This is a genomic window from Aestuariivita sp., assembly GCF_021404545.1.
In the GTDB taxonomy this organism is placed as follows: Bacteria; Pseudomonadota; Alphaproteobacteria; order Rhodobacterales; family Rhodobacteraceae; genus Aestuariivita.
In genome coordinates this window covers 12342-38906 of record NZ_JAAWWD010000007.1, presented here as the reverse complement: position 1 = coordinate 38906, position 26565 = coordinate 12342, and the positions used below count along the sequence as shown (strand labels likewise).

Below are 26565 nucleotides of genomic sequence, written 5' to 3'. Positions count from 1 at the left end.
GTGCTTCGCCTTCGCGCGCGGGTCGGGGACAATGCCGGGACCAGGCTTGCCGGCCCGTATCGCCTTGGCACAGGCAGGAAAGGGATCGTTGCACCGGTGGGCGGCAGCCATCGACCCCATCCTTGTCGCGGGGATCGGGGGCGGGCAGGATCCCGATTTCGCGCATATCGGTCTTGCAGGCTTTGGCCTCTGCCTTGAGACAGCGGCGGCCATGCCATCCTGGGAGGGCGCGGTTTTCAGTGTTGGTTCCAAGCAGACGGTCCTTGTGCCACGTTACGCGTCCTGGCTCGAGTTATAGCGTGTACCGGAGACAGGGCCAGAGCCAGGTCCACGGCAGCAGACCCGTTCTTGCGTGAGACAGGACACCCTTCGGGCGCCAGCAGGCAGTGCGCGCAAAACCTGGCGTGCATTCAGGATCGCCGCCGCGCCCGGGCGGCATGGGTCGATAGCCTCCCAACGAGTGGTTGGATGGGCCACCTGTGGGCGCGGCAGAGGCTGGTCCCTGAACGGCTGACATACCGCAAGAGTGCCGGGCGCTCCGCCATGCTCTGTTTTCATCACCTCGCCGGTATGTCATTACAGTTACTCCCTCAGGGCCAAGCGCCCACCTCCCAATTTGCTGAAGTGTGGATGCCTGCGCCGACCCGTGGACCGGTTGCTGATGCCTCGGCCCCATCAGCCAGATCGCACCACGGCGCATGACCGCCCACCCTGGCCTGAGCGTCAAACCGCGCTTGATCCCTTGCCCGATACCCGCTATAGCGCGCTGGTCGAAGCGGCGGGACAGCCGTGCGACTGGGACTTGAGCAGGGTCGGTGACGCACCGGCCCTTCGTTTTTGTATCCCGGCGCATGCCCGGCCCCGGACCAACCCAACCCAAAGACCGGCGGAGACAACCGCATGGCCCGAAAGATCGTTATGTAAAGGAAACCGAGACCTTATGGCTCAAAACGCATCTATGGAGGAATTCGAAGCCCTCCTGAACGAAAGCTTCGAGATGGACACGCCCGATGAAGGGACTGTTGTCAAAGGCAAGGTCATCGCCATCGAGGCGGGACAAGCCATCATCGACGTCGGCTACAAAATGGAAGGCCGTGTCGATCTCAAAGAATTTGCGAACCCTGGTGAAGCCCCTGAAATCGCTGTTGGCGATGAGGTTGAGGTGTACCTGCGCTCGGCGGAGAACGCCCGTGGCGAGGCCGTGATCAGCCGGGAAATGGCGCGCCGCGAGGAAGCCTGGGATCGCCTGGAAAAAGCCTATGCCGACGACCAGCGCGTCGAAGGCGCTATCTTCAGCCGTGTCAAGGGTGGCTTTACCGTCGATCTGGGCGGTGCGGTTGCGTTCCTGCCCGGCAGCCAGGTCGATGTGCGTCCCGTGCGCGATGCTGGCCCGCTGATGGGCCTCAAGCAACCCTTCCAGATCCTGAAAATGGACCGCCGCCGGGGCAACATCGTTGTGTCGCGCCGTGCGATCCTGGAAGAAAGCCGCGCCGAACAGCGCGCAGAGGTCATCGGCAACCTGGCCGAAGGTCAGAACGTCGACGGTGTGGTCAAAAACATCACCGAATACGGTGCCTTCGTCGATCTGGGCGGTGTTGACGGGCTGCTGCACGTCACCGACATGGCATGGCGCCGTGTGAACCACCCCTCGGAGATCCTCAATATCGGCGAGACGATCAAGGTGCAGGTCATCAAGATCAACAAGGAAACTCACCGTATCTCCCTGGGCATGAAGCAGCTCCAGGAAGATCCGTGGGATCTGGTCGGCGCCAAATATCCGCTCAGCTCGGTCCACAAGGGCCGCGTGACCAACATCACCGATTACGGTGCCTTTGTTGAGCTGGAGCCGGGTGTCGAAGGTCTGGTCCACGTCTCGGAGATGTCCTGGACCAAGAAAAACGTGCATCCCGGCAAGATCGTTTCGACCAGCCAGGAAGTTGACGTCATGGTTCTGGAAATCGACCAGACCAAACGCCGGGTTTCGCTGGGTCTGAAACAGACCATGCGCAACCCCTGGGAAGTGTTCGCCGAAACCCATCCCGAGGGCACCGAAGTCGAGGGCGAGGTCAAGAACATCACCGAGTTCGGTCTGTTCATCGGTCTCGATGGCGATATCGACGGGATGGTGCACCTTTCGGACCTCAGCTGGGACGAGCGCGGCGAAGACGCGATCCAGAACTATCGCAAGGGCGATATGGTGCAGGCGGTTGTGTCGGAAACCGATGTGGAGAAAGAGCGGATCTCGCTTTCGATCAAGGCGCTGGGCGGTGACAAGTTCGCCGAAGCGGTCGGCGGCGTTAAGCGCGGCTCCATCGTCACGGTCGCTGTGACCGCGATCGAGGATGGCGGTATCGAGGTGGAGTATGAAGGCATGAAATCCTTCATCCGTCGCTCCGATCTCAGCCGGGATCGGTCCGAACAGCGCCCCGAGCGGTTCTCGGTCGGCGATAAGGTCGATGTGCGCGTGACCAATGTCGACAGCAAGACCCGCCGTCTTGGCCTGTCGATCAAGGCACGCGAGATCGCCGAAGAGAAAGAGGCCGTGCAACAGTATGGCTCGTCTGATTCGGGTGCATCGCTGGGCGATATCCTGGGTGCGGCGCTGAAAGGCGACGACTGATCCCGGCGCGCTCTGCGCCCTGTTACAAGACGCTGCGGCCCCGCCTGATGAGGCGGGGCCGTTTTGCATCCGAATCAAGCCGCCCTCGGCGCGATGGCCTCTTGTCCCGTATGCGACCGTGTCGGCGAAATAGGTTCGATTCGAAGGCGGTCGATCAGCAAATCCCCGCAGAAACGGGGATTTATCTCAATTCGGTGTCGCAACTCCCATTTCCGTGATGGACGATTGAGCCTATAGTTTTAAAAAACGACGGGGGAGAGACCACACAATGATACGGTCCGAATTGATCCAGAAGATTGCCGAAGAGAACCCGCATCTATATCAGCGCGATGTGGAACGGATCGTCAACACCGTGTTCGAAGAGGTGACCAATGCGATGGCACGTGGCGACCGGGTCGAGCTGCGCGGTTTTGGGGCGTTTTCGGTCAAGAAGCGGGATGCGCGTATTGGGCGCAATCCGCGCACGGGCGAAACGGTTGCGGTCGAAGAAAAACATGTCCCGTTTTTTAAGACGGGCAAGTTACTGCGCGACAGGTTGAACGGGAAATAGGATCACATGCGTTACATTCGCTATGCGTTTCTGGCGGTACTGGCGATCGTGCTCGTGTCGATTGCGATGGCCAATCGGGGCGAGGTGACATTGCAGCTTCTGCCGGGCGGGCTGTCCGAGCTCTTTGGTTTGAACTGGCAGATCGAGTTGCCGCTCTTTGTCGTCGTGTTTGGCGGGATCGTGTCGGGGCTGGTGATCGGCTTTGTCTGGGAATGGATGCGGGAATACAAGCACCGGCGCCTGGCAAGCGTGAAGTCACGCGAAGCCAAGCAGCTGGAACGCGAGGTGACCCGGCTCAAAGGCGAGAAAGCCGGGCAGAAGGATGAGGTTCTGGCGCTTCTGGACGAAGCAAGCTAAAGCTCCGGCACTATGCCATCTGATGTATCCGTCAAAATCTGTGGGCTGACCACGGTGGACCAAGTGAGCGCGGCTGCGGCAGCAGGCGCGCGATATCTGGGCTTTAACTTTTTTGCCAAATCGCCGCGGTATGTCGATCCGGTCAAGGCGGCCCACCTGGCCACAGCCGTGCCCGTTGGCGTGGCCACGGTGGGCCTGACAGTGAACGCGACCGATGCCGAGCTTGAGGATCTGCTGACGCAGGTTCCGCTGGATGTTTTGCAACTGCACGGGGCAGAGACCCCAGAGCGGGTGCGTGAGATCAAAACACTGTTTGGCTTGCCGGTGATGAAGGTCATCGGTATCGCGGATGCGGGCGATCTGGCGGCGATCGATGCTTTTTCGGATGTCGCCGATCAGCTCTTGATCGATGCCAAACCGCCGCGTGATGCCGTTTTGCCCGGCGGCAACGGCCTGATCTTTGACTGGCGTCTGCTGGCCGGGCGCAAGCACTGGAAACTGCCGTGGATGCTGGCGGGGGGGCTCACGCCCGAGAACGTGGGCGAGGCGATACGGATGACGGGCGCGCGCCAGGTCGATGTGGCCTCGGGCGTCGAACGCGCGCCGGGGATCAAGGATGTGGGCCTGATCCGGGATTTCGTGCGCGCCGCGACCGCGTCGGCGGCGGCGTTCGGTCCCGCAGACCAGGAGTTAACCCAAAAGTAACTCTGTTTGGGGCAGCTTCGGGGCATGAGCAGCATGCCCGAATTCCTCGACCCGCAGATCTGGCTTGACCACGTTTTCAGCGCGAAGGCCGCGCAAACCGGCGGCGTTGTCCGACGCCGGGTGCGGGACGTCGAGCGCATCGCGGGACGGGAACTCTTTTGCCGAGAGGTGCGGCGGCGCGGCTTTCGGGCGATTGAGAACAACGGCCATTTCGTGGTGTTTTGCAACCGCGCGCCGATCTATCCCCTAGAGTAGCGAATTTTCGAAAATTCGCCCACCCCTGTCAGTGATCCTTCGAAGGATCGCTTTACCCTTGCGCCCGGTCTCGCTAAACCGCTGACAACGATACGGGGAATGTCGCTATGAATGATCTTTTCAACTCTTTCATGAGGGGACCGGACGAGAACGGCCGGTTCGGCGATTTTGGCGGGCGGTTCGTCTCGGAGACGCTCATGCCGCTGATCCTGGAGTTGGAAGAGCAATACGAGCGCGCCAAGACCGATGACAGCTTCTGGTCCGAGATGCAGGATCTTTGGACCCATTACGTGGGCCGACCCAGCCCGCTTTATTATGCCGAACGGCTGACCACGCATCTGGGCGGCGCGAAGATCTATCTCAAGCGCGATGAGCTGAACCATACCGGCGCCCACAAGATCAACAACGTGCTGGGCCAGATCATTCTGGCGCGCCGCATGGGTAAAAGCCGCATCATTGCAGAAACCGGCGCGGGCCAGCACGGCGTGGCCACCGCCACTGTCTGCGCCAAATTCGGTCTGAAATGCATTGTTTACATGGGCGCCCATGACGTTGAACGGCAGGCGCCCAACGTCTTTCGCATGAAGCTATTGGGCGCCGAGGTAATCCCCGTCACTTCGGGCCGGGGTACGCTGAAAGACGCGATGAATGACGCGTTGCGCGACTGGGTCACGAATGTCCGGGATACGTTCTACTGCATCGGCACGGTCGCCGGTCCCCACCCCTATCCGGCCATGGTGCGCGATTTTCAGGCGATCATCGGCAAGGAAACCAAGGAACAGATGATGGCCGCCGAAGGGCGATTGCCAGATACGCTGATCGCCGCCATCGGGGGCGGCTCGAACGCGATGGGTCTTTTTTATCCATTCCTTGACGATACCGAAGTCGCCATCATCGGGGTCGAGGCTGGCGGCAAGGGTGTGAACGACAAGATGGAGCATTGCGCCTCCCTCACTGGCGGGCGTCCCGGTGTGCTCCATGGCAACCGGACCTATCTGTTACAGGATGACGATGGACAGATCCTGGAAGGGTTCTCGATCTCCGCAGGGCTCGACTATCCGGGCATCGGGCCGGAACATGCCTGGCTGCATGACATCGGTCGCGCCGAATATGTGTCGATCACTGATGTGGAGGCATTGGAGGCCTTTCAGCTGTGTTGCGAGAAAGAGGGCATCATTCCGGCTCTCGAGCCCAGCCACGCGTTGGCCCATGTGATGAAGATCGCGCCCAAGCTGCCCACTGATCACTTGATCTGCATGAATATGTGTGGACGAGGGGACAAGGATATCTTCACCGTCGCCCGCGCGTTGGGCTTTGAGATGGCCGACAAGTACTGAGGTGACTGGCCTGAGCGGCGCGACACTCCGCCGATCCGGGGGTGAGCCTGGCTGGCCTCGGGCAGTCTGGGGATCTGCGGCGGATTTTGCGCGTCATGTCTGCAGCACGCCGGTTGTTGGAGCGGGACCGCCCGCCTGACGGGGTCAGAGCGCCTTCGGACTTCTTGCAGACGTCACGCGGTCAGTCCCTCAGGATCGGCGTCGGCATGGTTCATTGAGCCGGCTGTCTGGAAAAACCTGCCCCATCTTTGATAAACCAAGGCCACTCTGGACCTAGATCAGCCGTTTCCCGCCGTCTGGCATCGGACCCCTTCTGTGTGATCTCCAACCCCCTATCTTTGTTAGCAGTTGGAGGCTCCTTGCGATCCACGAGGCGCGCAGGTTTGGACTGTTCCGTTCCTGCCCGGAGTGGGCCAGGACGGGCCTGAAGAATGAAAGGACTGGATACGATGAAAACGACTTTGACCCTCTCCGCAGTGACTCTCCTGATGGGGAGCGCAGCCTTTGCGGGTATGTCCGTTCCTCTGACCATTGAACGGCCCCCGAATATGGTGACCTCCCTTTCCGGAGATATGGACCGCGCCGCCTCGGACCTGATCTTTGCGATGAGCGACGCTGACGGGGCAAGCGGTGACGAGAGCGAAGACGATGAGGGCGACGGAGGAGAAGAGGACGAAGAGGATGGCGAGGACGAAGACGATGACAGTTGAGGGACAGTGACGGAGCGGTCTGGCCCGGTTCTCATTGAATGTTCAAGCGCAGCGCCCTCCGCCGCGTTCAAAGCCGTTGCCGTATCGCAGGATTGAGCGCGTTGTCCGGGGATTTGACCCGAGCAATCCGCGCCGGGGGAGATCCGGCTCTAACAAGCTCTTGCCAGGCCGATGGCGTCACGCTGCAGGACGTGCGCATCTGCCTATGCCCCTTTGAGGGGCCCCAGGAGCGTCCTGCTCAGAACGTCGCAGTCGGTTTGGATCGATGCGCACCGATGTAAAACGGATAGAAAGGGCATGACCGCAGATTTTGGCCGGTTCTCAGAAATTTCAGGTCAATGCAGCGACATGTGCCGATACGGGATCCGGGATTTCAGACGAAGCGGCATTCCGGCTCCGCGCCAGAATTTGACACAAATTCTGGGCAGAAAATGTGTCATTTTCTGCCCACCTCACCCGTCGAGCCCATAGGATCTCAACATATCCAATGGCACCACCTCGAGTGCGCGCGCATGGGTCGAGCCCAATCGCACCCGTGGTGCGCAACCTTCTTCAGCAGCCTGAAGAAACCGTCCGGCGCAAAGGCACCATTGATCGCCGGGCTTGAGCCCGCCAAATCCGAATTCCGGGCGCGGCGTGCTCAGGTCGTTCCCGACATATTTGGAAAAGGCCAAAAACTCCGCAGTCATGACCGCGCATACAGTATGGCTGCCATGATCGCTGGCACAGGTGTTGCAATGGCCATCTCGGAAGAACCCAGTCATCGGCGAAGTAGAGCAAAGCTCCAGTGCGCCGCCCAAGACATTGACGCTCTCATCGGGTTCCATGGCCGGTCCTTTTCTACTGCGTGGCTGCGGCAATCTCGCGCATCCGCTCGATATTGCCGCGATGTACGCCTGGTTGACGGAACTCAAGATCGGCGGCGGTGGTGACGATCACAACATCTCTTTGCTGATCGATATAGATGTATTGCCCATAGATGCCACGCCCGAAAAACTCTCCCGGCTCCGCTCCGATCGGGATCCACCACTGATAGCCATACCCGACGCGATCCGGGTCTGTCGGCGCGCTTGCCCGGGTCGAGGCCGCGATCCACTCCTCCGGCACGATCTGCCGTCCATTCCATGTGCCGTTCTGTGCGATCATCTGCCCGAACCGCGCGTAGTCGCGCGTGGTCATGATGAGCCCCCCCAGAACGATCGCGACACCGGCCCCATCGCTGGCAAAGCTGGGCGCGCCTTCCAGCCCAAGCGGGGTCATGATCTTTTCTCCCATCAGATCGGCAACCGACCGTCCCGTCGCCCCTCGGATCACCATGCCAATCACATGGGTGTCAAGCGAGACATAGCGCCATGTCTCACCCGGCGGGCCGGAGCGTTCGGTAAAACTGGCCGTGAAGTCATCCATCAGCCCGCCCAGGGCCAGAACCCGGCCCATACGCCGTATGTCGGAGGACTGATCGAGATAGTCCTCGTCAAAGACCACTCCGCTCGACATCTGCAGGACATTGCGAATGCTCACCCCCTCATAGGCGCTGCCCACCAATGCGGGCACATATTGCGTGACGGGATCGCCCAGCGATCCGATTGCGCCCTCGGTCAGCAAGATCCCGAACAGGGCCGAAACATAGCTCTTGGCCAACGACCACGAGATACGGCGATCCTCAGCCGTGGTGCCGCGGTAATAGTCCTCAAACACCACGTCGCCGCGCTTGAGCACCAAAAGAGAGGTCAGGTCCGCCTCCACAACCCAGTTCGCGACAGCCGGGGGCAGGGTCATCGGCGGCCCATCGGGCAATGGGATGACAGGCCCGTCGCCCCGTAGCACCGGTACGGTCAGAAACGCCTCTTCCATATTGCTGAAGTTATGGACGATCCGGTCGGCATCGAAGATCGTTGTCACGAAATGGAGGCGCTGGATCTCTTCCCATTTCCAGACCGCAACAACGCCGCCTGCCAAAACCAGCATAAAAAGGATCCGGCCCAACCATTTCCCAAATTTGCGCATCTTCCGCATCCTCCAGCCCATTTCTCACAGCGTAAGCTCTTGAGCCGACCCCGCAATGCCGACGTGCCGTCAGCCTCACCGTTCCGACCGTGTTCGCCCCTGTCGCACGTTTGGGCTCACCGGAACTTGTCGATCAGACGCTGCATCGGGCTGCGGCTCTCTTGTGGCGCGGGGTCGGGCGCGGCGGGGGCTTTGTGTTTCTGCGCCGACATACTGGACCGGGCCGGAGCCGTGCGCAGCGATACCGCATTGAGAAACCTGCCGCTGTCTCCCGCCGCCAGATGCACCGCCCCGTCCGAGAGGCCATCCAGGACATCGTCCAGCCAGGCCTGATCGGCTTTGCCGAAATCATGCAACACGTAATGCGAGACAAGATCCTTCTGCCCGGGATGACCGATCCCCAGCCGCACACGCCTGTAGGCCTCTCCGACATGGCCATGGAGGGATCTAAGCCCGTTATGGCCCGCATGCCCGCCGCCTGTCTTGACGCGCACCTTTCCGGGGGCAAGGTCCAATTCGTCATGGAACACAGTGATGTCGTCAGGCTCCAGCTTATAAAACCGCATCGCCTCGCCCACCGATTGACCGGACAGGTTCATGAAGGTCTCGGGCTTGAGAAGCATCACCTTCTCATCGCCCAGCCGCCCTTCTGCAACCTGACCCTGAAACTTGCCACGCCACGGGCCAAACCCGTGATCGCGCGCGATCCGATCCAAAGCCATGAACCCGATATTGTGCCGGTTGGCCGCATATTTTGGCCCTGGATTGCCAAGTCCGACAAAGATTTGCATGGCCTGCCTTGTGCTTTACTCAGATGGTTCCGATATGCCCTGAAACCGAGCGAAACTCCAGAGAGGCCACAATGTATCTGACAATGAACCGGTTCAAAGTCCGTCCCGATGCCGCTGACGCGTTCGAGGCGCTGTGGCTCAAGCGCGACAGCCACCTCAAAGACGTGCCGGGCTTTCTCTCGTTTCATCTGATGCGTGGGCCCGAAGCCGACGATCATGTCCTTTATGCCTCGCACACAGCCTGGCAAAGTGAAGCGGATTTTCAGGGCTGGACCAAATCCGAGGCGTTCCGCGCCGCCCATAAGGACGCAGGCGGCAGCCGGGATCTCTATCTGGAGCCCCCAGCATTGGAGATCTTTGAAACAGTCCAGGAACTGATCTGAAGACCTGCCCGCGGGCGCCGCGGCACATCATCGTGCCCCTTCGCCGGGCAGGCTCTGTTGCCACCTCATGCCAGGCTTTTGAGGCGGTTTTCCGGCAAGCCGCCACAGCACCGTTCCGTGCTTCTTCTGGCTTTAAATATTCCCAGGGATTGGGACAGCGTCCCAAGGCCCGTGCGGCCGCGCACAAGTAAAAAAAGAATGCGGCGCAGCCGCTCATTTATCGAGGTGTGCGAGCCGGGGATCGAAAAAGGGGGCCACGGAGGCCCCCTTTTGTCCGAATACCGGTGTGAGGGACTTACTCTTCGGCAGTCGCGGTTTCATCCGCCTCGGTGTCGGCCTCATCATCCTCTTCGTTCTCGGACGAGCGCAGGCCAGACGGTGCCTGGATGTTCGCGATCACGAAGTCCCGGTCGATTGTCGGCTTGGAGCCGGCCGGCAAGGTGATCGAGGAGATGGTGATCGTGTCGCCGATCTCCAGCCCGCTCAGATCCACGGTCAGCTTTTCGGGGATATCGCCAGCGGTCACCACCAGCTCAACCTCGGGGCGCACGACAGTCAGCACGCCGCCTTTTTTCAGGCCGGGTGCTGCGCCTTCGTTTTCGAACTCAACCGGAATGAAGAGGTTGATCTTCGTGGTCCGGCGCAGGCGGATGAAATCCACGTGGGTCGGCAGGTCCTTGACCACGTCACGCTGCACATCGCGGCAGATCACGCGGACATCGTCATGCCCGTCGATCTTCATGTTAAACAGGGTCGACTTGAATCGCCCGTCTTTCAGCCGTTTGAACAGCTCGTTAAACGGAATGCTGATCGGCAGCGGATCGGTATCGCCGCCAAAAACAATCCCCGGAACCAGCCCCGCGCGGCGGGCCTGACGAGCGGCGCCCTTGCCTGTCCCCGTCCGTTCCAGGGCTACGAGATCAGGAATCTCACCAGCCATAATGTTCTCCAATATATAAGGGCAGGGTGCCTCCAAGGCTGTCACCCCGCATGAAGCCGCGCGTCTAGACCGGAAACGGCCCTATTGCAAGTGCGAATACGCCAGACGCTCGGGGCGCGCGCGCACCAGACCCCACAGGCCGGGCAAGGCCAGAAGCGCGGGCGGCAGGCAGGCGAGAAAAACGACCTGGGCCACATCACGCGCCTCCTCTGGCGTGGACATCTCAAAAAAACCGGCCGCATTGGCGACGATGCCGATATAGGCCGCTCCCAACGCATAACCGAACCGCTGAACTGTGGGCAGAGCGCCCGCGATACGTTGCGCTTCCTCGGGTGGAGACAAAGCCGTTGTGCGGCGCAGGATAAAGGTCCAGGCCATGCCAAAGCCGCCACCTTCCACGAATGCGCAAACCGCGATCAGCCACAGCGGACCGTTGGGCACGGCATACAGAAACGCAGGGATCGACAGTACGACAAGCGCGATGCCCGCTGTGATCAAGACCGGGTCGCGCCGTTCAGGCGCCGATGAGACCAGCAGCGCCGTGACTGTCCAGCCAATTGAAGAACATGCCACGATATAGCCAACGATCAGGGCCGATGCGCCATGAATGGCTGTCATCATCAGCGGTCCGAAGGCGGTGATCGCGATGGTGGCGACCGACAGCGCCAGGATCATCGACAGGGTCGCTCCGGCGGGGCGTCGGGGATCGAACGGGGCCGCAGGCAAAAGCCGCGTGTCGCGCGATGCCTGGCTGTCCTGATGCAGGAACAGAAGGAACGCCGCAAGGCCCGCAAGGATCAGAAGGGTGGTCTGAAACGGCTGAACGTCGATTCCCGCAATGGCCACGAACAACACCGCCGCCAACAGCAAGACCAGACGTAAAGCCGGAAAACCGGCGTGCCCGGCGTCCGCAGACCGCCCACCGACGGGTGCGCGCAGAAGGATCCAAATGGCCAGGCCAAAAGCCTGTGCGCCGAAGAAGACGAACCCCCAGCGCCAGCTTGCGAACTCGACAAACAATCCGCCGATCAACGGGCCGGTAAAGGCCGACATGCCCCAAAGCGCGGAAATCGCAGCCATGGCCCGAGCGGTATAGCGGGGGGGAAACAGGACCGACACGGCGACAAAGCCCATGGCGACCAACCCGCCACCGCCCAGGCCCTGGAGCAGGCGCCCACTCAGCATCAAGGGCATCGTCGGGCTGAGCGCCGAAAGCAGACAGCCCGTGCCAAAGATCAGCGCGGCGACGGTCATCGGTGCACGAAACCCGTGGCGCATCACCAGGAGAGCCGAGGCCGCCCCGGTAACGATCGAGCCCAACTCATAAAGGGCAATCGACCAGCCCACCAAAGCGGCCCCGCCGATCTCGTCCACGATTGACGGCAGCATGGTGGCGACCATCAGGCTGTCGGCGGCATGCAGCCAAACGGCAAGACACACCAGCAGCAGCGAGGGGACATGCACCGCGCCAAGGAATTCAGACCAGCTGATGTGGTCATCTGAGGAGAGATCTGAGGTCATGCTCCTTGCCTAATTGCTCAAGCCCGGTTGAGGTCAAGGGATTTTTTGCAGCCCCTCTTGCGCCGCACTCGACCCTTGTGTCATGGGCTGACGGATGCCGTTCCTGACCCCCATTCCCGGATTGCGCGCGCCCGCGCTGGCCTTTGTCGCACAAGGCATGGTCTGGGCCAGTTTCGCTGCACAAGTGCCAGTGATCAAAACCCAGATCGGCGCGTCGGACGCGGTGTTCGGGGTGGTGTTCCTGCTGGCCTCGCTGGGTGCGATCGCCTCGGTCTGGATCGCGCCCGTGGTGGACCGGTGGCTGGGTGCGCAATCGGTTTCGGTTACTTCGGCGCTCCTGGGGGTGTCGTTCTTGTTCTTGGCGATCTCACCGGGGGTTGTCAGCTTTGTTCTTGTGTTCTTGGTCTTGTCTGCGATTTCGGGCGTATCGGATATCGTGATGAACGCCCGTACATCCGAGGTGGAGGCGGCAGAACGACGCTCGCTCATGAGCCTCAATCACGCGATCTTCTCGTTTGCCTATGCCGGCACAGCGCTGGCCACCGGTCTTGCGCGCGAAGCCGGGTTCAGCCCGCTGACGGTCTTTGGCGTGGTGGCAATGATAATCCTTGCAATGTGTGTTTTCATGCGCGCGCCCCAGGCCGACCTAAGCGGAGAGGTGGGCAAAACCGATGCTGCCGTCCCCACGGGCCTGGTTTTAATTGGCGGTCTGGTGGTGCTGGCGGCGTTTTTCACCGAATCGGCGGTGGAAGGGTGGTCCGCGCTTCATATCGAGCGGGAGCTGGGCGGCAATGCCACCGCCGGGGCGATGGGACCTGCGATCCTGGGATTGACCATGGGTATCGGGCGGCTCTTTGGGCATCAACTGGCGCGTTACTTCCGGGATACCACGCTGATCATCGTGGCCTGTCTGACTGCGGCCATAGGATCCGTATTGGCGGCGCTGGCGGGCACGCCTTTGGTCGCACAAGCCGGATTCGGGATTATGGGGCTCGGGATTTCCCTGGTGCTGCCGCTGGCGATGGGGATCGTCGGGCGCAGCGTGCCGCCGCGTCAGCGGGTGACAGCCTTGGCCCGCGCTTCGGCCATTGGATATGCCGCCTTTGTTTTCGGACCTGCCATCATGGGCGGCGTGGCCGAAGTGGCATCGCTCTCGGCCTCGTTTCTGTTGGTGGGCGTTGTAATGGTCGGGGTGGCCGTCTTCCTGATACCGCTCTTAGCGCGGCAGCTATGAGGCACCGGGGGTAAAGGTGAGCATGCCGTCGGCGGCCATCAGCCGGTCATAAAGTGCAAACTCCGCTGCGCGGGCTGCGCGCAGTTTCGTGCGGGTGGCAGGCTCCAGCGGAGTATCTGTCTGGGGCGAGACGTTTTTCGACTTGAAATCAAGCGCCTGCTCAAACCGCTCTTCCAAAAAGCCGCGAAAGGCGGGTTGGCGTTCATAGGCAAACAGCCTGTGAACCAGAACCTCGCCTGTGCTGGCGGTCAGAAAGCGGAACTGGCTGCCGACGCCCGCATGGGGTGGTGGGTCGTCCGAGATCACATCGGCAATGAATTGATCAAAACTGAGATGGGCGGTGCTGTTGTCCGAGCCGCGCAGCGCCGCCTGGGTCCGATAACGATACCAGCTGGAAAGCTGCTCTACCGGGTCGCGAATCACCGCCACGCGCTCTGGTCGCAGATCGAACGCGTCATCCAGAAACGGCGCGATCTTGGCATCAAACCGCATCAACGGCGTGTGCTTTCGGCCCTTGGCAAAGATGATGTCAGCCTTGGGTTTCAGGGCCAGTTCTACCGCTGTGCTCCCGGTTTTCGGGACCGCGAAATAGGCAAGGTTCTGGCGCGAGAAAATCAACATGGGCCGGTCCCGGTCAATCGGCTCACTGTTGCCATTGACCTTCGAAATCCTGTGGCACCAGAAGGTTATGGCGACCCAGATCCTGCACTGACCGCTCTCCGCAAAGCGCCATGGTGATGTCGAGCTCTTTGTGGATGACCTCAAGCGCTGTGGTGACGCCTTTTTGACCCATCGCGCCCAGCCCATAAACAAAGGCGCGCCCGATATAGGTGCCCTTGGCGCCCATCGCCACGGCCTTGAGCACATCCTGGCCCGACCGGATGCCACTGTCGAGATGCACCTCGACACTGTCGCCAACTGCATCGAGGATCTGCGGCAACATACGGATTGACGAGAGCGCCCCATCGAGCTGGCGCCCGCCATGGTTTGAGACCACAATCGCATCGGCGCCCAGCTTGGCGGCCATTTTGGCATCCTCGGCATCCAGAATGCCCTTGAGGATGACCTTGCCGCCCCACATCTCAATCAGTTTTCCGACCTTGTTCCAATCCAGCGTCAGATCGAACTGTTCGGCGGTCCACGCGCCCAGCGAGGACGCGTCGGAGATGCCATCCACATGGCCCACGATATTGCCGAATTCGCGGCGCTTGGCGCTGAGCATTTCGATGCCCCAGGTCCATTTGGTCATCAGATTGGCAATCGTCTTGGGCGTGAGTTTCGGCGGAGCAGAAAGGCCGTTCTTGAGATCCTTGTGCCGCTGACCGAGGATTTGCAGATCGAGTGTGATCACCAGCGCCGAACAGCCTGCGTCCTTGGCGCGCTGGATCAGGCGGCGGACGTAGTCTTCGTCTTTCATCGTATAGAGCTGGAACCAGAAGGGTCTGGAGGTAAATCCCGCCACGTCCTCGATCGAGTTGATTGACATGGTCGACAGCGTAAAGGGCACGCCAAACTTTTCGGCGGCACGCGCGGCCTTCATCTCGCCATCGGCATGCTGCATGCCGGTCAGGCCCACGGGGGCGAGGGCAACGGGCATGGCCACATCCTCACCGATCATCTGGGTCTTGGTGGACCGGCCCGACATATCGACCGCAACGCGCTGGCGCAGGCGGATCGCGTCGAAATCGGAACTGTTGTCGCGGAAGGTCTGCTCGGTCCAGCTGCCACTTTCAGCGTAATCGTAGAACATCCGGGGGACACGGCGTTCATAAAGACGGCGCAGATCTTCGATGGTGGTGATGACAGCCATGTCGGTCCCTTCCCTTTGGTCAGGCTGGGTTACCAATGTCGGCCCGGATTCTCAATGGGGCACATTTTCCCCACTTGAAAGAAATCCAATATCACGCTAGATAGTTCGATATCGTATTTTATAATGGAGCACACTCATGACGCTGTCCCGTCGCAAGACCCTCGCCCTGATCGGCGGGGGCACGATCCTGGCTGCAACCTCTGCGGCCGCGATCGCCGTCACCCGCACACCGCAGGCCGCAATTGCGCCCTGGAGCCTGGCGGGCGGTTATGACGACCCACGCTTGCGCGCGCTGAGCTTTGCGATCCTGGCGCCGAACCCGCACAACCGGCAACCCTGGAAGGTCGATATCGCGACCCCGGGTGAGGTTGCCCTCTATGTCGACGGCGACAGGCTTTTGCCACATACGGATCCCTTCAGCCGTCAGATCGTAATCGGGCTGGGGTGTTTTCTGGAAGTGATGCGGATGGCGGCCCTCGAAGAGGGTCTGGCGGTCGAGACGGTGGTTTTCCCCGAAGGATCCGCCCCGGACCGGCTCGATGCGCGGCCCGTGGCGCTGTGCCGGTTCGTTGAGACCGAGGCGGCGCGCGATCCGCTGTTTGCGCAGGTTCCGCATCGCCGGACGCTGAAAGAGCCCTTCGACGTCGCGCGCCCGGTTGACCGCTCGGTGCTGGACCGGGTCCTGGCTGCGGCACGCGCGACGCAGGTCGCGGGAACTGTGGACCCACAGGATATCGGTGCATTGCGGGAGCTGAGCCGCGAAGCGCTGCGGATCGAGATCGAGACACCGCGAACCTATAAGGAGAGTGTGGATCTGTTTCGCATCGGGCGCCGGGAGGTGAACGCGAACCCAGACGGCATCGACTTTTCGGGCCCGATGTTCGAGGCGATGGCCCTGACCCGCACCTTTACTCGCGAGGCCGCATTGAACCGTGAGAGCATGGCCTATACCGAGGGGCTCAAGGCGGTCTATGCGAATGCTGAAACGGCGATGGGACATCTGTGGCAGGTGACCACCAGCAACACCCGCGCCGATCAGATCTCCGCAGGGCGCGATTGGGTCCGGTTGAATCTTGCGGCCACGGCTGAGGGGCTGGGGATACAACCGCTGAGCCAGGCATTGCAGGAGTACCCGGAGATGGCGGTGCTTTATGACCAGATCCACGGCAGGCTGGCGCCCGAGGGCGGGATCGTGCAAATGTTCGCACGGATAGGATATGGCCCCCAAGTGGGGGCAAGTCCGCGTTGGCCTTTGGAGGAAAAGATTGTCTGACAGCCCGGGGGACCCGACAGCGTTGTTTCAGGTGTTCAACGAAATCGGGATCATCGAACAGCTCAGCCGGACCCTGCTGGAGGCGCGGTTGCCCAAAGGGCTGATCGCGCCCCATTTCTCGGTGCTCAATCATCTGATCCGGGTGGCCGATGGGCGCACACCGGTCGAGCTGGCGCGGGCGTTTCAGGTGCCCAAGACCTCGATGACGCATACCGTATCGGGCCTGCAAAAGCATGGATTGGTCCAGGTGCGTCCCAACCCGAACGACGGGCGCAGCAAATGTGTGTGGATCACCGAGGCGGGCCGTACCTTGCGCGATCGGACGATTGCGGATCTGGAGCCGGATTTTCAACAGCTGGTGGCAGGCATGGATCTGGAACGGGTGTTGGGTATTCTGCCCGTTCTGACGGACATGCGGGTGTTTCTGGATGCCCATCGCAACGCAGAAGGCCCGCGCGACCGCGAGTTTCGCAACGCGAGATGATCCCGCAGAGCGCGTGCCGCGCATGCCTTGTTTTTTGCACATTCCGTGCGATGGGCGCTCTGGTCCGGTCTGTGGCGTTTCTCGTGGTTCCGCGCATCTGGTGTGCGGTGGAGTTTTTCGTATTTAAGAGCGAGAAGAAGCAGGGGGGATGTGCATGTTCTTTGACGATTTGCCGGTTGGGTTTCGCTTTGAGACAGGTGCGCGGACGCTTACGGCCAACGCGATCAAGGTCTTTGCGCAGGAGTGGGATGCGCAACCCTTTCACCTGGATGAGGCGGCGGCGCGCGCCTCGCCTTATGTTGGGCTGATTGCCAGCGGGTTCCATACGATCCTGACCGCATTCAACCTCACACTTGAAGCGAGCGATTGGTCGCAAAGCTCGATGGGGTCGCCGGGCATGGAGACTGTCCGCTGGATCAAGCCGGTCTATGCGGGCGATACGATCCACGTGCGGGCCGAGGTCGTGGACGCCCGCGCGTCTCGCTCCAAACCCGACCGGGGCTTTGTCGAGCTGCAATATGATACCGTCAATCAGGACGATGTACTTGTGGCCTCATACCGGGCCACCCATATGCTCCGGCGCCGTCAGGCAGTATGAGCACCGTTTGCGAGGTCGCGCACGAAGTTCAGCACATCGCTCACCGGCTTGCCTGCGCCGATCTGTGCCACAATGGCCGAGCCCACAACGGCGCCATCGGCGACCTGGGCGATGGTTCTGGCGCGCTCGGGCGTGGTGATACCAAAGCCCACGATGACCGGCAGATCGGTTTGCGATTTGATGCGTGCCACTTCGGGGCCGACATCGGTGGCTTGCGCTTCGGCAGCACCCGTGATGCCGGTGATCGAGACATAGTAGACAAAGCCGGAGGTGTTTTGCAGCACCCGGGGCAGGCGCTTGTCGTCGGTAGTCGGCGTGGCCAAGCGGATGAAATTGAGGCCTGCCTCCTGCGCGGGAAGACACAGCTCGGCATCTTCTTCGGGGGGCAGGTCGACGATGATCAACCCGTCGATCCCGGCCTTTTTCGCTTCGGCCAGAAAGCGGTCGACGCCGCGGCTGTAGATCGGGTTGTAATAGCCCATCAATACGATGGGCGTGCTGTCATCGCTCTGGCGGAAATCGCGCACCATTTCCAGCGTCTTGGCAAGGGTCATACCGCCTTCGAGGGCGCGTTGGCCCGCGCGCTGGATCGTGGGTCCGTCGGCCATGGGGTCTGTGAAAGGCAGGCCAAGTTCGATAATGTCGACACCGGCCTCTGGCAGGCCTTTGACCAGCTCCAGCGAGGTAGCCAGGTCGGGGTCGCCCGCCATGACATAGGCGACAAAGGCCTTTTTGTTGCGTGCCTTGAGATCAGCGAATTTGGTGTCGATGCGGGTCATGGGCGGCCTCGTCCTGATGGGATCGTGCCGTCCTGCCAAATGGTCGGGGGGAAATCAATGCGACTTCGGCCAGGGCCTGGTGATTTTTTGGCGCCGCGCCCGGGTCCGACGGGCGTGTTTGAGTGGGACATGATACCGGACCAGCAGCGCATCGACACCGGGGTTGAACGTATCAATGCCCGCATTTGACTTGTGAGAAACGGCCACCGAAAGGATCCGCTCGTTTTCGAACCGATAGCCGACACCCAAGAGCGAGCGGAAATTGAGTGTTGTGCCCAGATCGTTGCCGGGTGAGGCCGCATCGTAGAGCCCGGGCATCAGGCTGAGATCGACAAACCATCCCGAGGGCCAGGCCCAGCGCCCGTAGAGCCCTGCGGCCACATAAACGTCGCTCTCGCCGGTGACGCTGACATGGGCGCCAAACGACAGGGCCAGCTTGTCGCCCTGGTAGAACGGGGTGTGCCGGTAGGTCGCGCTGAGGATCCCGGTATCGGTGCCCTGACGGGCATAGTCGGCATGGCCCACCCCCAGCATCATTTCTTGAGAGGCGGCAGGTGTCGCAAGCAGGCAGACGAGCAGAACGGAGCGGGTAAATGAGTGTCGTTTCATAATAGCGGTCGATCATCCAAAGAGGGTCAGTATGGTCCCTTGGATGGCGAGGTGCAACACCCCGATCCAGGGGGTGGATGGCCCGGCTTGCGCCCCGCCGCAGGGCTGATAGAAGCGCGTCGCGGATCGGATCAGAGCGAAAGGGCTGCGAATGGGTTTCAAGATGGGGATTGTCGGGCTGCCCAATGTGGGCAAGTCCACCTTGTTCAATGCGCTGACACGGACCGCCGCGGCACAGGCCGCGAATTTCCCGTTCTGCACGATCGAGCCCAATGTGGGCGAGGTGTCCGTGCCCGACCACCGGCTGGACCGGCTGGCGGAGATCGCGGGATCCAAGCAGATCATTCCCACGCGGATGACCTTTGTCGATATTGCCGGGCTGGTCAAAGGCGCCTCCAAAGGGGAGGGGCTGGGCAACCAGTTTCTGGCCAATATCCGCGAGGTGGATGCCGTTGCCCATGTGCTGCGCTGTTTCGAGGATGGCGACGTCACGCATGTCGAGGGGCGGGTCGATCCGGTGGCCGATGCCGAAACGATCGAGACCGAGTTGATGCTGGCCGATCTGGAATCCATCGAAAAACGCCTCCAGAACATCGTGCGCAAGGTGCGCGGTGGCGACAAGGAGGCCGTCCAGCAACAGCGCTTGATGGAAGCCGCCAAGACCGCGCTGGAAGACGGCAAGCCCGCGCGCACCGTGGAAGTGGATCCCGAGGATGCCAAGGCCTGGGGCCTGCTCCAGCTTCTGACCACCAAGCCAGTGCTTTATGTCTGCAACGTCTCGGAGGCAGAGGCCGCGCAAGGCAATGCGCATTCCGCCGCAGTGGCCGAGATGGCCGCGGCCGAGGGCAATGCCCATGTCATCATCAGCGCGCAGATCGAGGAAGAGCTGGCGCAGCTTGAACCGGATGAGGCAGCGATGTTTCTGGAGGAAATGGGACTGGCCGAGCCGGGGCTCGACCGCTTGATCCGGGCAGGCTATGCGCTTTTGGATCTGCAAACCTATTTCACGGCCGGACCGAAAGAGGCGCGGGCCTGGACGATCCCGGCTGGCGCCACCGCACCACAAGCCGCCGGCGTGATCCATGGCGATTTCGAGAAAGGCTTCATCCGGGCCGAAACGATTGCCTATGACGATTACGTCACGCTGGGGGGCGAGCAACCGGCCAAGGAGGCGGGCAAGATGCGGGCCGAGGGCAAAGCCTATGTGGTGCAGGATGGCGACGTGCTGCATTTCCTGTTCAACACATGATCGGGTGGCCTGACCGGCTGTCCATGCCACAGGCATGCGATCCGGGCCGAACAGGTCTTTGGCTTTCGCGCTGCATGCGCGATCACGGGGCGCGATCCTGCGCTGAGATGCGATGGGTTTGATCCGTCCACAGTATCGCATAGGCGGACAAGGTGCGCGACGATCGGAAAACTCAATCTTTCACGATCGTTGCGCCGCGCCTCTGCTGCCCGGGCGGCTCGGTTCGCGATGGCTGTCGGCAAAGGCTTTGCCAGGGCGAGCAGGCAAGCAACACCGGCAAGTCCGCCGCCCTGCCGCAACGTAAAACCGCGCGCCCGTGGGACGGGCACGCGGGTAACTGTCCGGTGAGTGGGGATGTTGCGCGATCAGCGACGGCCGGATTCGAAATTGCGGTCCGGTGAGCCGAATTTCTTGTTGAACCCTTTGAAAGATCCTTTGGATGTGTCGGCACGCTGATCGAGGGTGGTGGCGGCTTTGGCAACCGCGCCGACCGACTGGGAGACAGCATAGCTGCGTGCGTCGTCATATCCACGATCCGAATGGAAGCTGCTGGCAGCGGCGGCGCCGGCGCTGAGGGTTGCGATCAGAAGGGCGGCGGCAGGCATTGCGAAACGTGTCATCGGAGATATCCTTGTCTTCGGTGTGGGTCGCCCTGTCGGGGGCGGGTTTGGATCGATGACGCTCACATGAGGGCTTGGGGGGCGGGTTTCAAAACACGTCTGTTCACCGCGCTGTGCGCGCTTGTCACTCAGGGTGTCGATGCGTGCGTGGCGTGATGTCAGTCTGGCTTAAAAGCATCTAAATTCAAGAATTTACAGAATTCTTTGATGTTGCAACCTTTCACGGATCACCGATTGGAGCGCGCAATGTGGCGTTTGGGTTTGTCATCTTGAACCGCCTCGTCTGAGCCCGCTCCGAAACCCAGGCCGCGTGCGTTTCTGCGATCTCTTTGGTGCGGGGCCTGAACTCAGCCTGCTCGTCGCTTCGCGCTCGATCGAGGGAATGATCCCGGCGCGGACCGATATAGCGGCTGTCGCGCAATGGTTCTTGGAGACGCCGCGTCTGCGCCCGCAGCCCTGGTCGAAAGCCGCGCAAGACGCCGGTGAAGTAAGACAGTCGCCGCTGCGAAAGGCGCAAACGCATCGAGATAATGCTCGACAGGCTTAAGGATTGGGGTCGACCCTTCTGTCAGACAGACGGCGTTCATGACCTCACCGTCGCAAGCCGATATGGCAGAGGCCCAAAAATCTTCCTGTCCGCCAGCACACTCGCCGTAACCGGACTTCTTGGGCCGTGAGTTGACCCGCAGCCATGCAAGCCTAACCCGGCACGCCTGCGAAAACTCGGCAATGTCAGAACGCCCGGGTGAGGCCAATCGACAGCCGTGTGTTGTCATATTCATAGAGGGCTAGCGACGAGTTCTGGCGTTCAAATCCGAGTTCCAGCAAAGGCGTGAAACCGCGCGCCTGCCAGTTGCGATTGCTCACGCGCAGTGTTGTGTAAAACCTCTCATCCTGTCGCCGGATCCCTAACAACGGATGGGGACCATCGCGGCTCAAACGGCTTCGCTCCACCTCAAGCCCGATTTGCAAGCCGCCTGTGAACAGGTATTGCGTGCCGACGGTGAGACCCAAAGTAGATCCGGCATCGGCGGCACTTGGTGTTGATCTGTCCTCGACATAGCCACTGCCATACAGCTGAAACCGAGGCGACAGGTTATGCGCATAGCGCATCTGCAACCGAGTTTCCCGGGCTGTTCGCAGACCTGGACGGTCATAGTCGATCTGTTGAAGGCGCGCGCTCATCAGAAGCGCTCCGGATTGTCCGATAAGCTGACCGTAGCGCAGGGTCAGGCCCGAGGTGAGCGAATAGCGGTTTCCATCAATCCACCGCTGTGCCGTATGAAGGGTTGCACTGATCTGGCGTGCCCGGTCCCCGAACGTCACAAGGCCGAGGCGGCCGGTCACTGTGACATCGTCGAACGCTTTGTCGGACCCGAAGAACCGCCCGTCGAAAGACAGGCCGATGCGCGCGCGGGTGTCCTTGCCGAGCCGGGGCAGCAATGCGCCACCCAGTATGACGCGCACGCCGGTTGCGGATTGCTCACGCGCGGCCGGGTCGATGAGAATGGGCAGGCCACCGATCACGATGGAGTCCGCGGCCGTGCGCCGCGCCGCATTGGTTTCGGGTGTCAGAGCAAAGCTGAAAAAACCCTGCCAGGATTTACGCCGGTTCAGCGTCTCAAGCCGTGCGTCCAGCGCTGCGGCTGTCTCGGGATCGTCGACGGATCCGCGCAACAGGCTGAAATGGTAATGCGCGCGGTCATCCTGTTCGGCAGCCATCAATGCCGAGGCCAGTTCCAGCCTGTAGGTGGCACTGCGTGGATTAAGCGACACCAGCTTTTCCAGAACCGGAAGCGCCTTTCGCGGGCGCTGCTCTCGACCGTAAGCCACAGCCAATGCCCAAAGCCGACGTTCCTGCTCAGCGACGCTGGCAGGTGTATAATCTTCCAAGAGAGCGATGGCTTGCTGGGTGTCTTGATGTTCGATCAGCGCTTCTGCCGTGTTAAGCGGGCTCGCCCAGGCCGTAGAAGACCAGAAAAAGCATAGCAGGACGATCAAGATCCGGGAAATGGTCACGATACCTTTGTCAATGTCCCACGGACCACCAATCGGGATCGGTTGTCCGTGGGCAGAGGCCAATCAATAGATTAGGTAATGAAATGCGCGGGTTTATTGCCGTTCCACGTAATAGGTGCCCGAGATAGAGCCGTCGAATATCCCTGACAAAGGCGCTGTACCAGCAGCTCTGAATCCACCCACAGCGGTGCCTGCCGCGGCGGTGCCGCCCGAACCGAAAAAGCCGCCACCCAATAGAACGTTTGCCTCGGCGGTTTGACCGTTCAGTGTCAGATCACCGGCCAGCGGCACGGTCATCGACCCTGCGTCCACTGTGACCTGACCGGCCACGGTGTTCAGCGTGTTTGAGTTGCGGATGATGGCACTCGGCAGGTTCGGATCGACGCTGAGCGAGCCCGAGATCGCTTCGACAGTCGTGCCGCCATCCGTCGTGCCGCGGAAATTCGACGCGCCGCCGGAAAACGGGTTGGGTGTCGCCCCTTCGGTCCAGTCAATGGCAAGGTTCACATCAGCCACGAGTGAGCCCGCAATATTGCCGGAGGCATCTCCGACTTGCGCTTGCATCGCGCCAACATAATTGCCTTTCAGTGTCGTCGGCATGTCAGATGTCGGGATCGTCATGCTCACACGATCAAACTCGCTTTGGTAATTGGCAAATGTCACAGTGCCGCCGCCGGATGATCCGCCCCCGCCGCCGCTTGCCGCGGTGGCACCGCCTCCGTTGCTGTCAGATCCCAGGCAGCCAGACAGTGCAGTGGTGGCAATCAGCACTACACCCATATTCAAAATCGCAGACTTTTTCAAAGTAATCCCCTTTCCTGCGGGCTTCTAACCCGTTATGAAAGAAAGGTATTTCAGCTGCTCGCCAAGATGTCTGCCCCCCGTTCAGGGGGGCCACGGGACAGTAATTTTGATTATGGTGTTTTGCCATGGGGCGGCGGCACCCAACCCGAAGCCCTTGCCCACGGCCGTCAAATCGAGAGTGTAAGAAACCAATGTGTCTGTGTGACCCCGTCATCTCATCGAGAGTCGCATCGCATGTTCTTATCGAACGGCCACCCGGTGACACATGCGCAGACATCATGAGGCGGGCGCGGTTATGAAGCACATCCTGATTGTGGAAGACATCGCAGAGACCCGGCTCTGGCTGCATGACATTGCTGTCGTTGCATACCCTGAGGCACAGATAGATTGCGCCCCATTTCTGCGGGACGCGCGCGCGATGTTGGAGGAAAAAGTCTATGATCTCGCGCTCATCGATATCGGCCTGCCCGATGGTTCGGGCGTCGATGTTCTGCGCATTCTGCGCGGGCATGGTGCGCCGACCATCTGTGTGGTCACCACAGTGATGAGCGATGATGCAACCGTGGTTGCGGCCTTGTCTGCGGGGGCAGATGGGTACCTATTGAAAGAAAACCCCTCAGATGTGTTGGCCCGGCAGCTCAGTCAGATTGGCGCTGGCATTCCGGCGTTGTCCCCTCCCATCGCCCGGCGCATTATGCAGCATTTCCGCCTGACAGGCCCGGTCAGCCGTAACGAACACCAGTTAACACAGCGCGAGACGGATGTGCTGTCGCTGATTGCACGCGGTCTGCGAAATGCCGAAGTCGCCGATGAATTGGATTTGGCCGAAAGCACCATTGCTGGCTATATCAAGGGGATATACCGCAAGCTGGGTATTTCATCCAGGGCCGAGGCGTCATGGCACGCAACGCAGATGGGGCTGACGGCGAAGGATCCAGGAACGCCGTCATAGCTGGATTTAGTCGGCGGCTTGCCCAGCAATGATCCCGGACGCAACCTGCCCCGATAGCGGAAATGTGGCTGTGATGGATGTGCCGGTTCCCTGATCGCGGATCTCAAATGTGCCATCCAAGGCGCGCACACGGTCATGCATGCTTTGTAATCCCGATCCTGTGCCGGTGCTGTTTTCACTCAGACCGCGCCCGTCATCGGTCATTTGAACAGTGATCTGATCCGGGCGGTAATCGATGTGAACACTTGCGGATCTGGCCGAGGAATGGCGGATAATGTTGCTCACCCCCTCACGCACCAGTGACCGCAATGCGTGTGCCGGATCAGGTGCCAGCGCGGTGTCTGGCTGTCCCTGCGCTTCCCAGTTCAAAGTGATCCCCGTCGGTTCGAACCGCTCGGCTGTTTCGGCACGCAGATCCGCAAGAGCTTCTTCAACCGGAAGGCCGGGGCGCGTGGCGTTACGGATGATGTCTCTTAGATCGCTCAGGGTTTGCCCGATCATCAAGTCCTTGCGTTCAAGCGCGGGACTGTGCAGCGCGCTCATCAACTGGGCGCCGATATTGTCGTGCATGTCGCGCGCGATCCGTGTCCGCTCTTCTGCGACGCCCAGATCATAGGCGCGGCGCCCTTCCTCCGCACGTGACATGATATCGACCAGGTGCTGCGCTGTCCGCAGGTGACGCGGTCCGAACAGTCCCCTGCCACGCCAGGGGTGGCGCAGCACCATTGCAGGCATCGCCGCGGTTGCGGGGACAAACAGCGTGACACCATCATCGCGGATCACAGGCCGGGGATCGGCATTCTCCGCCATAACCAGCTCAAGCGGTTCGAACAGGGTGTTGAACAGCTCCCCCCATCGCAGATTGCGATTGTCGCGATCGGGCTCAAACGCAACATCGAAGATGGACTGAAACAGCTCATGCTCTTGCATGCGTTTGCGCTGGAACAGCGATCGCCAGAACACATCTCGCGTCGGCAGATAGACCAGCGCAACCAGCAATAACGACAACCCGAGCGAGGCGCGTGCATCCCATGACAGAAGAAAGATCAGCGCAATATCTATGGTAATCAACAGGATCGCACCCGCGACATAGAAAAGGACGTAAAACGCCCATTCGCCAAGCTCGAACACCCTGTACCGGGTCAAGCCAACGGCCATCCCAATGTAGACCAGCAGAAACGATGAGAAGGCGAACCGCTCATCCACCAGTGGCGCAAGGCCCAGCGCAATGGGTGCGGCCACCAGTGCGATGAAAATGCCAGATCCCACTATGATGGAAATGCCCAGCCAAATCGCGATGGCACGTTCCTTGGGAAAGCGCCGGGTGGCGAAGTACTGACCGATCACAGCTGTGATCATACATAACATCTCAAGAAAGGTGATGGTATGTATGATCATCAGCCCCTCGACCGGGCCGAGCAGCGCGGCGACGGTCCAGCCACCAAATCCCACGACTGCGGCGGCCGTCAAAACCTGGTGAAAGGGCAGGCGCACGGGATAGCGCAGCAACAGCACCGTCATGACGATTCCAAACAGCGATGCCCCCAACGCGTTGACCCGGTAGAGTGGCACCAAAACCTCGGCCGGCATGACCACACCAACACCCCCAAGCGGCGCGTAAGCAAAAGTGAACGTCATCGTGGCCAAGCCACTGAGCGCAAACAGCGTCACATCAGGGTTGCGCGGCTTCAAAGCCCAGATCCACGCGGCGATCAAAAATGCACCCATACCCGTCAGGATTTGCACCCAGAACCTGAAATCCTGCTGCCAAAGCGCGCTCAGACCGCTGACATTCTGTTGCCGGTCCTGCCCATAGATTGTCAGTCCACACACCACCAGCATCGCTGTCGCAGCAACAGCAAAGAGAACGGAAAGACGGGCGGCGGGCGTGTGCAGGGACCTAAACAACGAATAGCCTTTTTTTGAATTTCATGTGACCGCAGGACGCATTGTTGCCA

General features: G+C 60.8%; 28 protein-coding genes and 1 pseudogene. 16 read left to right on the top strand and 13 right to left on the bottom strand.

What is annotated here, in order from left to right:
- The first annotated feature begins 46 nt into the window (after positions 1 to 46).
- From HEP69_RS05040 to HEP69_RS05005, 8 genes are all read left to right on the top strand, one after another.
- Positions 47 to 298, top strand: coding sequence for a hypothetical protein (locus tag HEP69_RS05040; RefSeq protein WP_290557467.1), 252 nt, complete (start codon positions 47 to 49; stop codon positions 296 to 298).
- Positions 299 to 940: 642 nt separating this feature from the next.
- Positions 941 to 2620 carry a 30S ribosomal protein S1 gene (gene rpsA / locus HEP69_RS05035; RefSeq protein WP_290557466.1) on the top strand — a complete coding sequence of 560 codons (1680 nt, stop codon included), beginning with the start codon at positions 941 to 943 and terminating at the stop codon, positions 2618 to 2620.
- Positions 2621 to 2888: 268 nt separating this feature from the next.
- Entirely contained in the window at positions 2889 to 3170 is a 282-nt protein-coding gene (ihfB, locus tag HEP69_RS05030; protein WP_290557465.1) for an integration host factor subunit beta, read from the top strand.
- Between the two features lie 6 nt (positions 3171 to 3176).
- Entirely contained in the window at positions 3177 to 3527 is a 351-nt protein-coding gene (locus HEP69_RS05025; RefSeq protein WP_290557463.1) for a LapA family protein, read from the top strand.
- Positions 3528 to 3539: 12 nt separating this feature from the next.
- Positions 3540 to 4232: a phosphoribosylanthranilate isomerase gene (locus HEP69_RS05020; RefSeq protein ID WP_290557461.1), complete on the top strand. Its 693-nt coding sequence runs from the start codon at positions 3540 to 3542 to the stop codon at positions 4230 to 4232.
- A 24-nt stretch (positions 4233 to 4256) separates the two neighbouring features.
- Positions 4257 to 4487: an N-(5'-phosphoribosyl)anthranilate isomerase gene (locus HEP69_RS05015; RefSeq protein WP_290557460.1), complete on the top strand. Its 231-nt coding sequence runs from the start codon at positions 4257 to 4259 to the stop codon at positions 4485 to 4487.
- Positions 4488 to 4594: 107 nt separating this feature from the next.
- Positions 4595 to 5824 carry a tryptophan synthase subunit beta gene (trpB, locus tag HEP69_RS05010; RefSeq protein WP_290557459.1) on the top strand — a complete coding sequence of 410 codons (1230 nt, stop codon included), beginning with the start codon at positions 4595 to 4597 and terminating at the stop codon, positions 5822 to 5824.
- Positions 5825 to 6273: 449 nt separating this feature from the next.
- The gene (locus HEP69_RS05005) at positions 6274 to 6534 is read left to right on the top strand and encodes a hypothetical protein (RefSeq protein WP_290557458.1); all 261 of its coding nucleotides are present in this window, start codon (positions 6274 to 6276) and stop codon (positions 6532 to 6534) included.
- 452 nt (positions 6535 to 6986) lie between these two features.
- On the opposite strand, the gene HEP69_RS05000 is transcribed toward HEP69_RS05005, so the two are convergent.
- The 3 genes from HEP69_RS05000 to pth form a co-directional block, all read right to left on the bottom strand.
- Positions 6987 to 7361 (bottom strand): DUF2237 domain-containing protein, encoded by a 375-nt coding sequence (locus tag HEP69_RS05000; protein WP_290557456.1) that lies wholly within the window; start codon positions 7359 to 7361, stop codon positions 6987 to 6989.
- Between the two features lie 13 nt (positions 7362 to 7374).
- Positions 7375 to 8541: a serine hydrolase gene (locus tag HEP69_RS04995; protein WP_290557455.1), complete on the bottom strand. Its 1167-nt coding sequence runs from the start codon at positions 8539 to 8541 to the stop codon at positions 7375 to 7377.
- 116 nt (positions 8542 to 8657) lie between these two features.
- A complete protein-coding gene (gene pth / locus HEP69_RS04990; protein WP_290557453.1) occupies positions 8658 to 9332 on the bottom strand; it encodes an aminoacyl-tRNA hydrolase in 675 nt (224 codons plus the stop codon).
- A 71-nt stretch (positions 9333 to 9403) separates the two neighbouring features.
- On the opposite strand from pth, the gene HEP69_RS04985 reads away from it, so the two are divergent.
- Complete coding sequence (locus tag HEP69_RS04985) at positions 9404 to 9715, top strand: antibiotic biosynthesis monooxygenase (protein WP_290557451.1); 312 nt, start codon at positions 9404 to 9406, stop codon at positions 9713 to 9715.
- A gap of 295 nt (positions 9716 to 10010) precedes the next feature.
- Here HEP69_RS04985 and HEP69_RS04980 read toward each other — a convergent pair whose 3' ends face one another.
- Together HEP69_RS04980 and HEP69_RS04975 are read right to left on the bottom strand one after the other, a co-directional pair.
- On the bottom strand, positions 10011 to 10655 hold the full coding sequence (locus tag HEP69_RS04980) for a 50S ribosomal protein L25/general stress protein Ctc (protein ID WP_290557449.1): 645 nt from the start codon (positions 10653 to 10655) through the stop codon (positions 10011 to 10013).
- Positions 10656 to 10736: 81 nt separating this feature from the next.
- On the bottom strand, positions 10737 to 12176 hold the full coding sequence (locus HEP69_RS04975) for an MFS transporter (protein WP_290557447.1): 1440 nt from the start codon (positions 12174 to 12176) through the stop codon (positions 10737 to 10739).
- A gap of 94 nt (positions 12177 to 12270) precedes the next feature.
- Between HEP69_RS04975 and HEP69_RS04970 the strand changes: the two genes are divergently transcribed.
- Positions 12271 to 13410, top strand: coding sequence for an MFS transporter (locus tag HEP69_RS04970; RefSeq protein ID WP_290557445.1), 1140 nt, complete (start codon positions 12271 to 12273; stop codon positions 13408 to 13410).
- Here the strand turns inward: HEP69_RS04970 and HEP69_RS04965 are convergent.
- Together HEP69_RS04965 and HEP69_RS04960 are read right to left on the bottom strand one after the other, a co-directional pair.
- The gene (locus tag HEP69_RS04965) at positions 13405 to 14031 is read right to left on the bottom strand and encodes a hypothetical protein (RefSeq protein WP_290557443.1); all 627 of its coding nucleotides are present in this window, start codon (positions 14029 to 14031) and stop codon (positions 13405 to 13407) included. The two genes, HEP69_RS04970 and HEP69_RS04965, sit on opposite strands and share 6 nt — an antisense overlap.
- A gap of 22 nt (positions 14032 to 14053) precedes the next feature.
- On the bottom strand, positions 14054 to 15220 hold the full coding sequence (locus HEP69_RS04960; protein ID WP_290557441.1) for an alpha-hydroxy acid oxidase: 1167 nt from the start codon (positions 15218 to 15220) through the stop codon (positions 14054 to 14056).
- Between the two features lie 136 nt (positions 15221 to 15356).
- Here HEP69_RS04960 and HEP69_RS04955 point away from each other — a divergent pair, with 136 nt between their 5' ends.
- From HEP69_RS04955 to HEP69_RS04945, 3 genes are all read left to right on the top strand, one after another.
- Entirely contained in the window at positions 15357 to 16493 is a 1137-nt protein-coding gene (locus HEP69_RS04955; protein WP_290557439.1) for a twin-arginine translocation pathway signal protein, read from the top strand.
- Positions 16486 to 16977, top strand: coding sequence for a MarR family transcriptional regulator (locus HEP69_RS04950; RefSeq protein WP_290557437.1), 492 nt, complete (start codon positions 16486 to 16488; stop codon positions 16975 to 16977). The genes HEP69_RS04955 and HEP69_RS04950 overlap by 8 nt, the downstream gene beginning before the upstream one ends.
- 154 nt (positions 16978 to 17131) lie before the next feature.
- Positions 17132 to 17575, top strand: a complete 444-nt coding sequence (locus tag HEP69_RS04945; RefSeq protein WP_290557435.1) for a MaoC family dehydratase — start codon at positions 17132 to 17134, stop codon at positions 17573 to 17575.
- On the opposite strand, the gene trpA is transcribed toward HEP69_RS04945, so the two are convergent.
- Positions 17563 to 18354 (bottom strand): tryptophan synthase subunit alpha, encoded by a 792-nt coding sequence (gene trpA, locus HEP69_RS04940; protein WP_290557433.1) that lies wholly within the window; start codon positions 18352 to 18354, stop codon positions 17563 to 17565. The genes HEP69_RS04945 and trpA overlap by 13 nt on opposite strands.
- A gap of 54 nt (positions 18355 to 18408) precedes the next feature.
- Positions 18409 to 18963 (bottom strand): acyloxyacyl hydrolase, encoded by a 555-nt coding sequence (locus tag HEP69_RS04935; RefSeq protein WP_290557431.1) that lies wholly within the window; start codon positions 18961 to 18963, stop codon positions 18409 to 18411.
- A 151-nt stretch (positions 18964 to 19114) separates the two neighbouring features.
- On the opposite strand from HEP69_RS04935, the gene ychF reads away from it, so the two are divergent.
- Entirely contained in the window at positions 19115 to 20212 is a 1098-nt protein-coding gene (gene ychF, locus HEP69_RS04930) for a redox-regulated ATPase YchF (RefSeq protein ID WP_290557429.1), read from the top strand.
- 365 nt (positions 20213 to 20577) lie between these two features.
- On the opposite strand, the gene HEP69_RS04925 is transcribed toward ychF, so the two are convergent.
- Positions 20578 to 20832, bottom strand: a complete 255-nt coding sequence (locus HEP69_RS04925) for a hypothetical protein (RefSeq protein ID WP_290557427.1) — start codon at positions 20830 to 20832, stop codon at positions 20578 to 20580.
- Between the two features lie 455 nt (positions 20833 to 21287).
- Between HEP69_RS04925 and HEP69_RS04920 the strand changes: the two are divergent.
- Positions 21288 to 21509, top strand: a pseudogene (locus tag HEP69_RS04920) (hypothetical protein); the annotation flags it as partial.
- A 55-nt stretch (positions 21510 to 21564) separates the two neighbouring features.
- Here HEP69_RS04920 and HEP69_RS04915 read toward each other — a convergent pair.
- Together HEP69_RS04915 and HEP69_RS04910 are read right to left on the bottom strand one after the other, a co-directional pair.
- The gene (locus tag HEP69_RS04915; protein WP_290557425.1) at positions 21565 to 22851 is read right to left on the bottom strand and encodes a surface lipoprotein assembly modifier; all 1287 of its coding nucleotides are present in this window, start codon (positions 22849 to 22851) and stop codon (positions 21565 to 21567) included.
- A gap of 93 nt (positions 22852 to 22944) precedes the next feature.
- Positions 22945 to 23655 (bottom strand): hypothetical protein, encoded by a 711-nt coding sequence (locus HEP69_RS04910; RefSeq protein ID WP_290557423.1) that lies wholly within the window; start codon positions 23653 to 23655, stop codon positions 22945 to 22947.
- A 265-nt stretch (positions 23656 to 23920) separates the two neighbouring features.
- Between HEP69_RS04910 and HEP69_RS04905 the strand changes: the two genes are divergently transcribed.
- The gene (locus tag HEP69_RS04905) at positions 23921 to 24607 is read left to right on the top strand and encodes a response regulator transcription factor (protein ID WP_366111303.1); all 687 of its coding nucleotides are present in this window, start codon (positions 23921 to 23923) and stop codon (positions 24605 to 24607) included.
- Between the two features lie 6 nt (positions 24608 to 24613).
- Here HEP69_RS04905 and HEP69_RS04900 read toward each other — a convergent pair whose 3' ends face one another.
- Positions 24614 to 26515, bottom strand: coding sequence for an ATP-binding protein (locus HEP69_RS04900; protein WP_290557420.1), 1902 nt, complete (start codon positions 26513 to 26515; stop codon positions 24614 to 24616).
- Positions 26516 to 26565: the final 50 nt, after the last annotated feature.